This window comes from Candidatus Nitrososphaera evergladensis SR1 (assembly GCF_000730285.1).
Lineage (GTDB): Archaea > Thermoproteota > Nitrososphaeria > Nitrososphaerales > Nitrososphaeraceae > Nitrososphaera > Nitrososphaera evergladensis.
On the sequence record NZ_CP007174.1, the window covers coordinates 1 to 14607 of the forward strand.

19 protein-coding genes are annotated in these 14607 nt (G+C 52.3%); 12 read left to right on the forward strand and 7 right to left on the reverse strand.

Annotated elements, in window-relative coordinates; all coding sequences use genetic code 11:
- The first annotated feature begins 19 nt into the window (after positions 1 to 19).
- From NTE_RS00005 to NTE_RS00035, 7 genes are all read left to right on the forward strand, one after another.
- Positions 20 to 1381 (forward strand): Cdc6/Cdc18 family protein, encoded by a 1362-nt coding sequence (locus NTE_RS00005; protein WP_148699157.1) that lies wholly within the window; start codon positions 20 to 22, stop codon positions 1379 to 1381.
- A gap of 94 nt (positions 1382 to 1475) precedes the next feature.
- Positions 1476 to 2033 (forward strand): ApeA N-terminal domain 1-containing protein, encoded by a 558-nt coding sequence (locus NTE_RS17470; RefSeq protein ID WP_148699158.1) that lies wholly within the window; start codon positions 1476 to 1478, stop codon positions 2031 to 2033.
- A gap of 183 nt (positions 2034 to 2216) precedes the next feature.
- Positions 2217 to 2858: a HEPN domain-containing protein gene (locus tag NTE_RS17475; protein ID WP_148699159.1), complete on the forward strand. Its 642-nt coding sequence runs from the start codon at positions 2217 to 2219 to the stop codon at positions 2856 to 2858.
- Positions 2859 to 3090: 232 nt separating this feature from the next.
- The gene (locus tag NTE_RS00020) at positions 3091 to 3807 is read left to right on the forward strand and encodes a P-loop NTPase family protein (protein ID WP_158384843.1); all 717 of its coding nucleotides are present in this window, start codon (positions 3091 to 3093) and stop codon (positions 3805 to 3807) included.
- A gap of 3 nt (positions 3808 to 3810) precedes the next feature.
- Positions 3811 to 4089: a DUF8156 family protein gene (locus tag NTE_RS00025; RefSeq protein ID WP_148699161.1), complete on the forward strand. Its 279-nt coding sequence runs from the start codon at positions 3811 to 3813 to the stop codon at positions 4087 to 4089.
- 7 nt (positions 4090 to 4096) lie between these two features.
- Positions 4097 to 4327 carry a DUF8156 family protein gene (locus NTE_RS00030; protein ID WP_226987073.1) on the forward strand — a complete coding sequence of 77 codons (231 nt, stop codon included), beginning with the start codon at positions 4097 to 4099 and terminating at the stop codon, positions 4325 to 4327.
- Positions 4324 to 6573 (forward strand): DNA polymerase domain-containing protein, encoded by a 2250-nt coding sequence (locus NTE_RS00035; protein WP_148699163.1) that lies wholly within the window; start codon positions 4324 to 4326, stop codon positions 6571 to 6573. Before NTE_RS00030 ends, NTE_RS00035 begins: the two co-directional genes overlap by 4 nt.
- A 28-nt stretch (positions 6574 to 6601) precedes the next feature.
- Here NTE_RS00035 and NTE_RS00040 read toward each other — a convergent pair whose 3' ends face one another.
- The 4 genes from NTE_RS00040 to NTE_RS00055 all read right to left on the reverse strand — a co-directional run bounded on the left by NTE_RS00040 (position 6602) and on the right by NTE_RS00055 (position 9100).
- Entirely contained in the window at positions 6602 to 7216 is a 615-nt protein-coding gene (locus tag NTE_RS00040) for an O-methyltransferase (protein ID WP_226987074.1), read from the reverse strand.
- A gap of 119 nt (positions 7217 to 7335) precedes the next feature.
- A complete protein-coding gene (gene pyrB, locus NTE_RS00045) occupies positions 7336 to 8274 on the reverse strand; it encodes an aspartate carbamoyltransferase (protein ID WP_148699164.1) in 939 nt (312 codons plus the stop codon).
- 124 nt (positions 8275 to 8398) lie between these two features.
- Positions 8399 to 8689, reverse strand: coding sequence for a DUF1801 domain-containing protein (locus NTE_RS00050; RefSeq protein ID WP_148699165.1), 291 nt, complete (start codon positions 8687 to 8689; stop codon positions 8399 to 8401).
- Between the two features lie 36 nt (positions 8690 to 8725).
- The gene (locus tag NTE_RS00055; protein WP_148699166.1) at positions 8726 to 9100 is read right to left on the reverse strand and encodes a hypothetical protein; all 375 of its coding nucleotides are present in this window, start codon (positions 9098 to 9100) and stop codon (positions 8726 to 8728) included.
- 73 nt (positions 9101 to 9173) lie between these two features.
- Between NTE_RS00055 and NTE_RS00060 the strand changes: the two genes are divergently transcribed.
- The gene (locus NTE_RS00060; protein ID WP_148699167.1) at positions 9174 to 9413 is read left to right on the forward strand and encodes a hypothetical protein; all 240 of its coding nucleotides are present in this window, start codon (positions 9174 to 9176) and stop codon (positions 9411 to 9413) included.
- A gap of 34 nt (positions 9414 to 9447) precedes the next feature.
- The gene (locus tag NTE_RS00065) at positions 9448 to 10095 is read left to right on the forward strand and encodes an NADPH-dependent F420 reductase (protein ID WP_148699168.1); all 648 of its coding nucleotides are present in this window, start codon (positions 9448 to 9450) and stop codon (positions 10093 to 10095) included.
- A 50-nt stretch (positions 10096 to 10145) separates the two neighbouring features.
- Here NTE_RS00065 and NTE_RS00070 read toward each other — a convergent pair whose 3' ends face one another.
- On the reverse strand, positions 10146 to 10394 hold the full coding sequence (locus NTE_RS00070; protein WP_148699169.1) for a hypothetical protein: 249 nt from the start codon (positions 10392 to 10394) through the stop codon (positions 10146 to 10148).
- A gap of 107 nt (positions 10395 to 10501) precedes the next feature.
- On the opposite strand from NTE_RS00070, the gene NTE_RS00075 reads away from it, so the two are divergent.
- The 3 genes from NTE_RS00075 to NTE_RS00085 are packed head-to-tail and all read left to right on the forward strand — an operon-like array spanning position 10502 to position 12257.
- Positions 10502 to 11167: a translation initiation factor IF-6 gene (locus NTE_RS00075; RefSeq protein WP_148699170.1), complete on the forward strand. Its 666-nt coding sequence runs from the start codon at positions 10502 to 10504 to the stop codon at positions 11165 to 11167.
- Positions 11164 to 11964, forward strand: a complete 801-nt coding sequence (locus NTE_RS00080) for a competence/damage-inducible protein A (RefSeq protein ID WP_148699171.1) — start codon at positions 11164 to 11166, stop codon at positions 11962 to 11964. Before NTE_RS00075 ends, NTE_RS00080 begins: the two co-directional genes overlap by 4 nt.
- The gene (locus tag NTE_RS00085) at positions 11961 to 12257 is read left to right on the forward strand and encodes a hypothetical protein (protein ID WP_148699172.1); all 297 of its coding nucleotides are present in this window, start codon (positions 11961 to 11963) and stop codon (positions 12255 to 12257) included. The genes NTE_RS00080 and NTE_RS00085 overlap by 4 nt, the downstream gene beginning before the upstream one ends.
- Here NTE_RS00085 and NTE_RS00090 read toward each other — a convergent pair.
- Positions 12206 to 13144 (reverse strand): branched-chain amino acid transaminase, encoded by a 939-nt coding sequence (locus tag NTE_RS00090; protein ID WP_148699173.1) that lies wholly within the window; start codon positions 13142 to 13144, stop codon positions 12206 to 12208. The genes NTE_RS00085 and NTE_RS00090 overlap by 52 nt on opposite strands.
- A complete protein-coding gene (locus tag NTE_RS00095) occupies positions 13141 to 14595 on the reverse strand; it encodes an amino acid kinase family protein (RefSeq protein WP_148699174.1) in 1455 nt (484 codons plus the stop codon). Before NTE_RS00095 ends, NTE_RS00090 begins: the two co-directional genes overlap by 4 nt.
- Between the last annotated feature and the right edge of the window lie 12 nt (positions 14596 to 14607).

Sequence of the window (14607 nt, forward strand, 5' to 3'; positions counted from 1 at the left end):
GTGCAAGACAGGATGTTCAGTGGTAAGCGCGCAGGATATCGAGCGGATGGCGGCACAGGCCGAGCAGGAAAACTCGCTTTTTGCCGCCAAGGGCGCCCTTGACACCTTCAGCTCCAGTTCAAAAACACAGGCTATAGGGCGCGAGGCAGAGGCCGGCCAGCTAGTAAAGGCGCTTGCAGGAGGGCAAAAGCAAGGGTACGTGTCACCCTTTGTCTTTGTGTACGGGAGGAGCGGCTCGGGCAAGTCCACAGTCGTTCAGTTTGTGTGCGAGCACCTGCCGCGGCTCCTTGCATTCCGGCTTGTCAACCTTCGCAGGGTAAGGACCGTCTACGGCTGCGCGTGCCTCATCCTTGAGGAGCTTGGAGGCGACCCAAAGGGCGGCCAGACCATAGACTCTATCATAGAAAGGATTGCAGGAGGCATCGAAGCATTGGCAGCAGCAAAGTTCTTTGTCCTTGTGCTGGACGAGTTTGACGTTTTGCTGCATGACAAACGCGGCAGGGCGTCTGACTTTGTCTACAAGCTTTTGGCGGTGCAGCAAAAGCTCCGGGAGGAAAAAGGGTGCATGGTGTGCGTTATTGCCATTTCAAACAACGTGATGGCGGCAGAAGAGATGGACGACAGGGTGAGGTCGAGGATAGGGTCGTGCCCGGAGGTGTTTTTTGACGCGTACCAGAAGGAGGAGGTTGTTGCGATATTGAAGGACAGGGCGGCAAGGGCCTTTGTACAGCCTGTTGGTGATGAAGTGATAGAGTACTGCGCCGAGAAGAGCTCGCAGGAGCATGGCGACGCAAGGAGGGCCATTGACCTGTTGAGGATGGCGGCCGAGATTGCCGGGGCGGAAGGCGGCAAGAATGTTTCAAAATTACATATAGACATGGCCGAGGAGCGGCTGCAGAAGGACAGGGTTGAAAGGGCGCTTTCTCAGGCGTCCTACCACCAGAAGGTTGCGGCCGGCGCGCTTGTGAGGATAACGTACCTGACGCAGGACGCCGGCGAAAGCTGGTATTCTACGTCGACGCTCTACAGGCAGTACTGCATGTCGATCAGGAAAACTGTCAGGCCGCTTTCGTACAGGCGGGTTGCAGAGCTGTTCTCGGAGCTGGAAAGCGCGGGGCTTGCGGTTTCAAGGACAGGCTCGAAAGGAAGGCACGGGTACGGGCGGGAGTACAAGCTAACCCTGCCGCCGGAGGTCGTCGGCAGCAAGTGCCTGCCGGACTGGTGGAAGATACTGGTGGAGCAGAAGAAAAAGCACGAGGAGAGGATGGAGAAGTACAAGGAAGAGGCAAACAAGTCGGATATGCCGGAGCCGATGAGGCGGTGTATGCGCGACGCGGAGAAGCTGGACAAGGAGAGCTGGGCTGCCTTTGTAGGACTCTAAACTTCTTTAAATCGCTTGCCGACAATTCAGATAACAAGAGCGAATCACATATCCCGGACCATCCTTATAGCCTACCTCTCTAATTGACTTGTTCGTGTTAGATGCATTCGAATTCAAAGGTGCGTGGTGGCTGCCAGACCATCCTGATAAGAAAATTCCAGGCGTTTTGAAATTTCATCAGAGTGAAGGTGCTATACTCGATCTGATCGGCTCCTTCAGGACTGTCAATGATAACAAGACATCCTTTGAAACAGTTTATGGTGTAAATACAGACGGTAAATCAATAACGCTCTTCAAGGTTCTTGAAAGTAACTTAAAATTCAATGGTGCTTATTTCTCAAAATATATCTCGACCTTTATTTTTGAGGGAGGTCACTTTCCGAAGTATGATGACATCATGCTAAAGAGCATGTCGGTCAGTTATTCTTACTTGGATGAATGGATTGAAATTAGTAGATTACATTTGGACGACATTAATGCTAAATCATACACGTTTACTTATACGTCCCCTCCGCCCGTTCAATTGGGTAGTTACAATGGATTCGACGTTGAAGTAGTTTCGAGTGCCAGATCCGATTTTACTCTCTTGGGACAGAGGGATTTTTCCCTCAAACAATCGTTATTTATTAAAATCAATTCCACGAAAGAATGACCCTTCCACGACTTCTTTTCCTTCAAGAATGAAATACAAAATTTCTTAAGCCTTGGGGTTCGCGAATCTTCGCGCACATTATCTATTGTTTGTTACCCAAATATTGGTGCGCAGGAAGCATCTGAAGGACGGGCCCCTATCGATAAGGAAGTTAAGATATTCTATAGGGTGGCACATGGAACGGTGGGTAAGCAATTTCATCCATCCCACATGTTATTCAGCTATAGAGATATTGGAGAGCAATCAAGGACATATCTGGAGAATTGGTTCAAGAAGAAGGAAACTCTGAAGCCACTATTTGATTTGTATTTTGGTGTGCTTCACAATAAACAAACATATCTTGACCATAAACTTCTGAGTTTGGTGCAGGCACTTGAGTCCTATCATAGAAGAGTATTCAAGACAACAGAAACATCCAAGGAAGAGCATGAGGCCCGTCTGCAAGAGATTTTTGACGCCACTCCAGAGAAGCATAGATCATGGTTGCAAAGAAAACTGAAACACAGCAACGAACTATCTTTGCAGAATAGATTGATTGAATTGGTGGATGTATATAAAGAACTTCTCTGTAACTTCATTCAGAAGCCGGGTGAGTTTACTCAGCAAATTGCAGATAATAGAAATTACCTCACCCACTATGACCCAAGACTGACATCAAGAGCTATACGCGACAGCGAGCTTTACGCGGTAACAGAGAAGTTGAAAGTATTGGTTGAACTTTTCTTATTAAGAGAATTAGGTGTTGATGATGCAAGCATAAAAAAGATCATAGAGAAGAGAATTCGGAACATCTTGGAATTGCTGAATGGGCCAGATAGCTTCTAGTACAGAATTCTGATGTTACATGTATGAACATGTTATAACATACCCCCTCTCCCCAGGGTGCTAGCTGAGTTATAGGCAAAGCATCAGGTTCAGCTCTATGCTCAACCGCAACCAAACCCTGCAATATTTCTGCTCCAAATGCAATTCGTTGCTAAGATGTACAACGGCAAATGTCGATCCTAGTAAAATTATCGAACCTTGTCCCAATTGTGGAAACTCGCTGGCCGAGAGCTTGGAGATCCGCCGACCCAAGCAAAAAGATGATGAAGTATTGTTGCCAGAATTCCAGATTGCGCAAGCAGTTCCAGCCCTCACTTTTGACCTAAAACAGATAGATGCTTTTTTTCTAGGGTCAAGGATAGGCGATATCCTCTGCATCGTGGGTTCAAGAGAAACCTTGCTTGCCAGCAGGCTGTCTGTACGAGCCCTGCTTCCAAAGAGACTGGGCGGCCTAGAGTCGCACGTTTTGTTCATCGACGGCGGAAACAATTCTGACATCTACCAGTGCGTGAATTTTGCTAGGCAGTACGGCCTAGACATCAAAAAAGTCCTTGAAGGAATAGTAGTCAGCAGGACTTTTACCATCCACCAGCTAGCATGGCTTGTCATTCACGAGCTACCAAAAGCCATAGAGCGGTTTGGTTCCAAGCTTGTCATCATTTCTGGCATCCTGACCCTGTTTACTCAAGATCCACAGGTGGATCAAAAGGAGGCAAGGCGGTTGCTGCGGGAAATGATGATTGCGATAAAGAGGATTTCAGGCAAGGCGCTCGTAGTCATCACGGCTGACAGCATACATGGGTACGAAGACATATTCGCCAAGCTCAAAAACAGGATTAAAATTCAGAATGCAGAAAGCGGCATCATCAAACTTTTTGCGTCAACCCCGTACAGGTCCAAAGAAATCGTTCTGCCAGAAAAGTCCCTAAAGCTGGTCAAGGTGGAATAAAAAGTGGGGCGTACAATACCTGCATTCCGGCTTGCACAGATGTACGAAGAAGCCGAATGGAAGCCTTTCAGAAACACCCTTTCCAAATCAGAAAGGAAAGAGTTTGACAGAATGTTTGCCACTTCCCGGCTTTACATCTCTGCCTGCTCCTATGCTGCCAAGCCAATAAGGATACAGCCAATATTCATGGCAATCATCTTCCATCATTACAGGCAGCTCGTAGAGATTAGCGAAAAATTGGAAATAAAGGAGGTCCCAGTCAGTGAGCCTATTTCCAGATAAAGACATATTGGCTCGAGAAATCGAGTCTTGGAAGGGCTTTGCAGACAGCCTCCGGGCAGAGGACAGAAAGCTGTTCACAACAATGCTGGATAACTGCCACATTTACGCCGCTGCAATCAACGCCAAGGGAGAGCCATTCCCAACAGAGGCCCTGCTAATGGCTCTGATATTCCAGCAGCAGCGGATGATAAACTGGTTCATAGAGCAAGTAAAGGCAAGGAAGAAGAAGAGCACATGACGGTCAAGGGGTGGCTGCTCGATGCTTACCCATCGGAAGACAAGATGGTATTTTGGGTCAAGCAGGAAAACGGCAAAACAATCAGGCTTGAAAGCAGCTGGACGCCTTCGATCTATGTCGCTACTGATAACAAATCCGACTTTTCGGCAATCCTGCACGACCCTGAATTGCCATCTATGGTACGCGCACATGAAGTAGTCTCTAGGTACGAGCGCGTCATAGATAGAGAAGAGTCCAAGGTCCTGCGGCTGGAGCTGAGCAAATCCAGCGTGGCGACGCGGCTTGCAGAAAGGATAGAGCTTCTTGGCCCGTTTGGCAAGTTCAGGCTGTACAACGTCGACCTTTTGCCCGCGCAGTCGTATTTGTATGAGCATGAACTCTTTCCGCTGGCGTATTGCGAGGTTAACCCCTCCAGTCCCGTGCTCAAGTGGGATGTCTTGGACGATGTCTGGTCCACCGACTACACAGTGCCTGATCTCAAAATCCTGAATCTTGACGTCAGCCTCAGAAAAGAAGCAAAGCTTCCAAGGTTCAGCGACAAGGTAGCGTCGATTACTCTTGCCGGAAAGGACGGCAAAAAAATAATGGTTGAAGCCAAATCCGAAATAGAGATCTTTCAAGCGCTTGAGAGAGAAATCGCAAGGATTGACCCCGACTTTATACTCGTACAAGACGGGGACTCTTTTGTCTTTCCGTACCTCATCCACAGGGCGGCAGAAAACGGCGTCTCCCTTTCATTGAGCAGAGAGTCTACGCGGCTGAGAAAGCCAAAGAAGGAAGGAACGTCGTACTTTTCGTACGGCAGGATACAGTTCAAGCCCACAGCCGTCAAGCTGCGAGGCAGGATCCATATCGACACCCGCAATTCGTTCACGCTGGACGAAACGGGGCTGCACGGCCTGTACGAGATAGCAAGGATATGCCGGATGCCCCTTCACACTGCCTCAAGGGCCTCGATAGGCAAGTGCCTGAGCAGCCTGCAGTTCTACCATGCCCACAAGAAGGGGCTGCTTGTACCGTGGAAACCGGTGCTGGTAGAACATTTCAAGACCTACGGAGAATTGCTGGTTGCAGACAGGGGCGGCTTTCTCTTTGAGCCAAGAACAGGAGTCTATGAACAGGCGGCAGAGTTTGACTTTGCTTCCCTCTATCCATCCATAATGTTCCAGAAAAACGTCTCTGCCGAGACGGTCAGATGCCCTTGCTGCCCCGACTCTAAGGAAAGGGTCCCAGAGCTGGGCTACAACATCTGCGAGAAAAGAAGAGGGATTGTCCCGCAGGCGCTTAAAATAGTCATCAAGAAACGAGCCATGTACAAAGAACTGAAAAAGAACGCAACAGACGACATACAAAAAGCAATTTACGATGAAAGGCAGTCCGTACTAAAATGGATTAATGTCACATCCTTTGGCTACCTTGGGTTCAACAATGCGAAATTTGGCAGGATAGACGCCCATATCGCGGTCTGCGCTTTTGACAGACAGCTTTTCCTTCAGGCCACCAGAATAGCTGAAAGGATGGGCTTTAGGGTCCTGCACGGGATTGTTGATTCGCTATGGCTGCAGAAGCAAAACGCGACTATGGACGACTACGCCGCATTGAAAGAAGCGATAGAGTGTGAGACGGGCTTTTCCATTTCTTTTGAAGGTGTCTACAAGTGGATAGTATTTTTCCAGTCCAAGGAAAGCGACGAGCTTCCAGCGGCCAACCGGTATTTCGGAGCTTTTCAGGACGGAAGCCTGAAGATAAGGGGAATAGAGGCCCGGCGACACGATACTCCTCCTCTTTTCGTAAAGTTCCAGCACCACATCTTGAAGATAATGGCAAGAGGCGACAGTATAGCCGATGTCAGATTGCTAATGACAGAGGTCCGACAGGTCTTTGATGACTATGCTGCCGCCATTAGAGATGGCAGGGTCTCTGCAGATGACCTGGTGTTTACCAAGCAATTATCAAAAGATGCCGGCCAATATCAAGAGCGAAATACAATTGAAAATAATTCAATGTCCCAGCTTGCCAGAGAAGGCAAGAGCCTGAAGGCGGGGCAGATATTGAGATACGTAATTACCGACTACTACCGCGATAGGCACACTACGCCAGAGGAGTTCCTAGATGAAAAAACGCAAATTGATTCAAAGAAATATGTCGAAATTCTTGCAGAAATGTGCAATTCTGTAACCGAACCGTTTGGCCTGCGAATAAAACCCGATGATGACAAAGGAGGCCACCATCAGTTGCAGCTATAGCGGCGGACACCGAGGCGTCAGAGACCACCTAGCGCAGCTTTATCGTGATCTCCTCGCCCATCCCTATCGGCACGGTTACCGACTGAACCTGCGGATGGCTCTGCGCGTGGCGTGCATATTTTCTCATCGTCGGGCGGTAAGGTGGAGGAAAGAGCATGTTGTCTGCAGCGATTATGCCCCCGACCCTTACCAGCTGCAGGACGAGATCGAAATACTTGATGATGTTCTCCTTGTCAGCGTCAAGGAGCACGAAATCAAACCTTTTCCCCTTCAGTTTATGAAGGACATCAAGGGCAGACCCCTGCCGCACCTTGATTATTTTGTCGACGCCGGCATCTCGGAAGTTCTTTTTTGCCCTTGCTATCTTTAGCGGATCGTTTTCTATGGTAACGACCTTGCCACTTTTGCCGACGGCATCTGCGAGCCAGAGCGTGGAAAACCCGGTCGACGTGCCGACTTCAAGCACGCGCCTTGCCTTGATCGCCTTGAGGAGGATATGGAAGAACATGCCGGTGTCGGCGGTGATGGCAAGCATTTCCTCGCCGGACTTGACCCGCGCCCTGCCGCTTTTTTCATTCCCAGACTGCCTGTCGAGCTTGGATATGACGCGCCAGAGTTTTTCGTTCCTGCTAGTTTTTACCACTGCTTCTTCTTTGCTCTGAGAATGCCAAAAGGTTTACTCGCTCGGCATAGTTGTTCAGCTGCCGACGGCAGGCTATGCAGCTGCTCCTCTGTGAGAAAGAGCTTCCAGTTGCAACACTACTATAGCGGAGGGCTCTCGTTTAGCATCAGCGCCAAAAGCGCCGCTCGCAACTCTTTTCCGTTTGCCGCCTGCCTGAAATAGACCGCGTTCTTTGTGTGGTCAATCGAGTGGGATATCTCGTCAAGTCTCGGCAGCGGGTGCATCACCGCCACATCCTGCTTTGCCTTTTCAAGTGTAGCGCTGTCAACGGTGTACGAGCCCTTGACCTTCTCGTACTCTTGCACGTCCGGAAAGCGCTCGCGCTGGATCCTTGTCACGTACAGCACGTCAGCGTGCGCAAGCACATCATCAAGCTCGTGGTGTTCCTTTATCTTTAGCTTGCCCTGCACGTCGTATATCGACTCTTTTCTCACAGCAAGAGACGGAGGCGACACGAGGTGTACGTCGACGCGATAGTTGGCAAGGCCGTACAGGAGAGAATACACGGTCCTGCCGTATTTCAGGTCGCCAACGATTGCTATTGAAAGCCCGTCGATTCTGCCCTTTTCCTTCATGATCGTGTAGAGGTCAAGCAGTGCCTGGGTCGGGTGCTCCTCGCTCCCGCTCCCCGCGTTTATTATCGGATTCTGAGAAAGCTCTGCGGCAAACCTGCTAGAGCCGTCCATGGGATGCCTCAATACAATGACGTCAGAGTAAAGGTCGATAACCCTGATGGTGTCTGCAAGGCTCTCGCCTTTTTCCACCGATGACGATTTCAACTCTGAAATGCCGATGAAACTTCCGCCAAGCGACGCCATCGCAGCCTCAAAGCTCATCCTGGTCCTCGTGCTTGGCTCGTAAAATATGTAGCCAAGCGTCCTGCCCCTTCCAAGCTCTCCGCGCTCGCCCGGCTTCATCGTCCTTATCTTGTCGGTTGCCGAAAAGACGTACTCTAGGTCGGCTTTTGAAAAATCCTTTATCGAGACGATGTCGCGGTCGTAAAAGTGGTTGTTGGGCATTTCTCATCCTTTTGAGAAATAAGGGCTTGTAATAAACCCTTTAGTCAAAGGCCCTTCATGACGGTCGCGTCAATCAGGAACCTGCTCAGAACGCTTTCCGAGACGTCCTTTACATGCGCAAACTCTAGGTAGCGTCCCTGCCGCATCTTGGGCCCTCCAAGCAAGAGCCTGTCCGGGTCAGGAAGGGATGGCCGTATTCAAAGTACAGTTTTACCCTGTCTTTTGCTGGAAAGATGCCGCAGAAATAGCCGACGGCAGGATGCCTGTAGCCTATTGCGTGCCAGCCGGGATAACCTGCCTCCGAGGCACCCTCGACAGTCTTGCTGATTATCGCACGCAGCCGGTTTGTAATTGTCCTTACCTCCGGCGCATGTCCCTCAAGTATCTCTTCAGGCGAAACGGTACGCTTTGGCATTGACGGTCTTTTAGTATATCGAGGCAGAGAATAAGCTTACTTGTCAAACGCGCCAGCGATGCGCTGGAACTCCGAGAGGAACTTTTTGGCCTCCATGTCGTCCTTGAAGTACAGGGAAAAGCTTGAAACGTACTTGCCTATTACAAGGCAGTACTCGCCGTTCTCGTTGTCCTTCTCAAATTCCAGGTAGTCAAGGTCTTTGGGCCCGCCCTTGTACCCGTCGTCGTAGAGCACCGCCTGCATGAGGTTTACGATGTCGTAAAACTCGCCGTACTTCATGGCAAAGTCGATAGAGAGGCCAAAATCTGACGACTCGACGTGGAGCGAGAACTCGCGGTTGTTCTTCATGAGGGAGAACGAAAAGTAGTTCAGCTCTAAAAGCTCTGGCAGGCTTTCGTCCGCTTGCTCCATGTCTTATGCGCTCCCTTGGTAAGTGAACAGTTTATTTTAACTGTTGTTCATAACGAATCTCAACATACAACATATGCCCGCGTCCTTTGTGTACGGCCAGGTTGCGCTCGAGTTCCAGGTTGAGAGCAACAGAAAAGCAAAAGCCATTGTGAGGTACCGCTACTACGCGCAGGAAAACAGGGTCGAGTATGTCTCAATCGACTATACGGACCCGAAGCTGAAGGAGAAAGTCGAGGGCGACCCGGCCATGAGGGAAAAAATAAACGAGTACGTGAGAAGGATGCTCTCAAAGAGAAACGAGGGCCTCTCCTAGCCGTTTAAATGCGCATTTTGGCTATGAAAGACTCATGAAGGTCGGAATCATCGGCTCAGGCGAGGTGGGGCAGAGGCTCGGCGACGGCTTTATCGAACTTGGGCATGAGGTAAAGATAGGCACGCGCGACCCGCAAAAGCTGGAGGCGTGGGTTGAAAAGCACAGTAACAACAGAAAAGCGTCCTCTGGAAGCTTTGCCGAGGCTGCCGAGTTTGGCGAAGACATTATTGCAATAGCGACACTGTGGACCGGCACGCAGAGCGCAATTGAGATGGCCGGCGGCCCTGCTAGTTTTGCAGGCAAGGTGGTGATAGACGTGACAAACCCGCTTGACTATTCCTCGACGCCTCCCAGGCTTGCGGTGGGGCACACCGACTCGGCCGGCGAAACCGTCCAGCGGCTGCTTCCGGACGCCAAAGTGGTAAAAGCGTTCAACACAGTCGGAAACCCGCTCATGCTGCATCCTGATTTTCCCGGCGGCAGGCCGACCATGTTTGTGTGCGGAAACGACGACGGCGCAAAAAAGACAGTGTGCGACATTGCGTTTTCGCTTGGATGGGAGACGGTTGACGTTGGAGGCATCGAAGGGGCGCGCCTGCTGGAGCCACTGGCGATGCTGTGGATAGTCCACTATTTCCGCACAAACAACGGCAACCACGCGTTCAAGCTGTTAAGGAAATGAGAAGGCATAACCTGCGCTAGAGACGGGCTTGTACAAGCGTATCCTTTTGGTCAGTGCAGCATTTCCTTGTCAGGCCGCTCCCTTTGTGTTCGAGCCTCTGACTCGGCCCTGTGCCACTCGGCAATGTGCCAGTCCTGCTCCTTCTTTCTCTTGTAGCTGGCGTGCGCCACGAGCGCTATCAGCGCAAGGAATATGGCCGAGCCGGCGGCTATGGAGGCCACTGCCGCCGGCGACATGGCGTTAGACGGCAGCGTACCTGACGCTGCCCCTGCCACTATCATTGCAACTAGGTCCAGCAATTTTTTGCTCCAATGACATTATCCACTATGCGATAGAAAAGACTTTAGCTGCAGAGACGCAATAGGTTCATATCCCTTGCGCACATCGCAAGCATGTTAAATTACATTTGGCGATCTACCGCTATACCGTCTACAAGAGCCCCAACATAGGGATATTCATAAGGGCAAACGACAAGGTGATGCTCATTCCCCACGGCTTTGCCGAGACCAAGACGGAGAAACTCTCCGAATACCTGCAGGTAGAGGAGGTCCACGCGTCGGTCGCAGGCACGCGCCTGCTGGGCCCCATGACGGTCATGAACAACAACGGCATACTGCTCCCGCCCATCGCCGAAGAAGAGGAGGTGCAGTTTTTGCGCGAGCGCACGCGCCTGAGAGTCGAGCGGGTAAAGAGCAAGTTCACCGCGGTCGGAAACCTGATCGCGGCAAACGACAACGGCGCCATTGTTTCGCCGCTTCTTGAAAGCGAGGTGGACGAGCAGGTGCGAGACGTGCTTGGCGTGCCGGCGCACCGCATGGAGGTAGGAGGCTTTGTGCAGGCAGGCTCCATGATAGTTGCCACAAACGCCGGCGCAGGCGTGCACCCAAAGGCGACAGAGGAAGAGGTAAAGGCGGTTTCGGAGGCGCTGCAGGTGCCGGCCGAGCCGTTGACGATTAACGGCGGAGTCCCGTTCCTGTCTTCCGGGATTGTCGCAAACACGAAAGCAGTCGTGGTAGGAAGCCTGACCAGCGGACCGGAGCTTATCATGCTGAGCAGGATATTCCAGGCATGATGATCATTGAAATCCTGTGCGTCGGAAACGAGCTTTTGTCAGGCATCACGCTCAACACGAACGCGCACTGGATAGCCGCGCAGGTGGCCAAAGCCGGCGGCACGGTGAGCAGGGTGACGGTCGTCAGGGACGAGCTGAGTGCAATTTCATCGGCGGTGAATGAGTCGCTTGGGCGCAAGCCGGACATACTGGTGACTACGGGCGGCCTTGGCGCGACGTACGACGACATGACGCTTGAAGGAGTGGCGCAGGCGCTTGGAAGAAAGGCCGTCCTTGACAAGACCGCGGTAGAGATGCTGAAAACCAGTTACAAAAGGCGCCACCTGCGCTACAGGATAAACAAGGTCAGGCTAAAGATGGCCACGATACCGGAAGGGTCGGTGCCGATTGAAAACCCGGTGGGAAGCGCGCCCTCTGTCATGCTAGACATCGGTACGAGGGTGTTTTGCGTGCCGGGCGTTCCCACAGAAATGAAGGCCGTGTTCAAAAAGCACATCCTGCCCCTTGTGCAAAAGGGCGTCGGCAGCTTTGTCTCAAGGGAGGCGAACTATTTTGTCATGGGCGTCTCGGAGGGCATGATAGCGCCGGCGCTCGTAAAGATCGTGGACGCAAACTCTCGCGACGCGGTTTACCTAAAGACGCACCCACGGGGCTACTACAAAAAGACGACCCCAAGGATAAGGGTGCACCTCGTATGCAAGGGCGCAGACAAAGAGCATGTGGCCAGGATGCTTGCACGCATTTCAGGGCAGCTACTGAAGGACATCGCAAGACTGGGCGGCAGAATAGAAGAATGATGACGATGATGATAAAATACGTGCTTGCAGGGGTTGCAGCGGGGGCGGCAAGCGCGACGTACCTTGCGTTTTACTACCAGCCGATACTTCTCAACGGCGCCATACACGCGGCGATTTTCGCGTCAGGGCTTGTCGCCATGTATCTTGCAAAGTCGCTGACTGCAAAAAAGGCCGGCGCCTATGTCGCCGGCGCGCTCCCGGTGCACCTTGCAATACACTTTGTCGTGATAAGGGACCTTCCTCAGCTTATTGGCGCAAGCCACTTGCTGCTGAACTTACCGTCCTTGCCGTGAACCACGGCTTCAAACAGCGTTTTCAACTGCTTTGTCACTTTGCCGGGCCTGCCGCCGTCCCTGCCTATTGTGCGGTTGTCTATCTCGCCCACCGGCTTTATCTCTGCGGCGGTTCCCGTCAGGAACACCTCGTCAGCGACGTACAGCTCGTCGCGAGAGATGTTGCGCTCTTCGCACGGGATGCCGTTTTCCTTTGCGATTGCGATCACGCTTTCTCGAGTGATGCCGGCAAGCGCGCCTGATGATGTCGGGGGCGTCGCAAGCGACCCGTCTTTGTTGACGATAAAGATGTTCTCGGCGCTTGCCTCCACCACCATCCCGGAGGAGTTGAGCATTATCGCCTCGTCAAAGCCTGCCTTGATTGCCTCGACGCGGGCAAGGGCAGAGTTGGCATAGTTTGCGGTTGCCTTGGCGTGCATCGGCATCGTCTTTGGGTCAAGGCGCGCCCACGAAGACACCATGAGCCTTGCGCCCTTTTCCTCGCCGGAGCCCTTGATGTATTCGTCCCACTTCCAGACCGCGATTGCCACTGACACCTTGTTTGGCATCGGGTTTACGCCCATCTTGCCATAGCCGTAGAACGCAATAGGCCGGATGTAGCACTCCTCCATGTTGTTTGCCTTTACTGTGTCGATGGCCGCCTGCTCCAGCTGCTTGCGGGTAAAGCCAAGGTCCATGAAATAGATCCTGCCGCTGTCAATCAGGCGCTGCATGTGGTCCTGCAGGCGGAATATCGCGCTTTGGCCATCTACCGTCTTGTAGCAGCGTATGCCCTCAAAGACGCCGGTGCCATAGTGAAGGCCGTGCGTCAGCACGTGTATCTTGGCGTCACCGTGGTCGACCAGCGCGCCGTCGAGCCAGATCTTGCCCTTTTCATCCGCCGTCATGCGCCACTGCTACCTCCTCCCCCTCTTCTGCCATGCATCTTGACCCGGGTGTGGTGTATCGCCTTTACCGCGTCAGCCACGCTGTTTGCCTTGTCCTCTACCACTATCAGTATCCTTGACGTCTCTTCCTGCGCGTCAAGGTTGAGTATGTTGATGTCGTGCTCGCTGACATTGCTTGAAGCCGTTGACGCGATTTTCGGAACGCGCCACATCTCGTCGCCTATCAGCGTGACGACTGCCCTTCCGTACACGATCTCGGCCTTTTGGTAGTACGCCCTGAAATGCCGCTCGTGCCTGCGCACATAGTCGGCGTCAAGGAACAACAGCCTTGTCATTTCAACATCATCCTTGACGTACGGCGACAGCTTGACAAACTCGTGGTACTGCCTGTCGCTTTCCAGTGAAGCAATAAGGTGCGACGCTGCAATGGTTTCCATCCTTACAATCGCGCAGTTTTTCTTGCCGGTCACTATCTTTATCGGGTTTGACTGGTCATCGGACGGCGGCGTGCGCTTTATGACAGTCACGCTGTCCGGCCTAGTCATGTTCGTCACCACAAGCGGTATGTCGAGGCCGTTGTCGTCTATCTCTTTTATCGCAATCGGGTCGAGGATCTTCATGCCAAACATGCCGGCTATCCTTGCCTCGTTGTACGACAAATATGGCACAAAGTCAAGGCCGTCCTTTACTATCTTGGGGTCGGCGCTGAGCACTGCGCTGTCCTTTTCAAACGATATCTTTGTTTCATACTTGTCGCCACTCAGGATAATCGCAATGTCTGCCGCCGTCCTGTCAGAGCCTCCGCGCTCGTACGTCGTCTCCAGCCCGTCGGCAGTCTTGCCGATAAACCCGCCCATCGACACGACGTCGTTGCTTTCAACAAGCTCTATCAGGTGGCCGGCGTTCTGCCTCGATTCGCTTGCCATAAAGTTTGCCGCTTCAAAGTTGTCGTCGGTGATGATAGGCCAGTGCTCTATTGGCACGTGCGCCGCCTTGATTCCGTGCGCCTGCATCACGTAGCCCATCAAATACGACATCGTCACCTCGCCGCTGTACGCAAGCGTGCGGGAGCGTATGACGTCCACAAAGCGCCTGTTTTCCGCCGCGACTTTTAGTGAAATGATGACCTGCCGGTAGAACTTGTCCAGCTGGTCCAAAAACGCCTTTTTGCGCTCCTCGTCAAGGTAGCGCGTCGCAATGCGCTCGTACACCTCCCTTAGCACTTCTATCTCCACGGGATTTGAGGAAGCATAGTTCCTGCCTACCTTTATGGCGACGTCGGTCATCGAGCTTACCTTGCCGTCATACTCTATCATCGGCGCCGAGAACACCGCTACGACTTTGGACTCGCTCATTATCTGCTTTAGCCGGTCCATTATCTTGGGGATGAGCACCCCGTCGGCCCCGAGCGCGCTACCGCCAAACTTGGCAACAGTTACCGCGGTGGTCAATTGCAGAGGCTA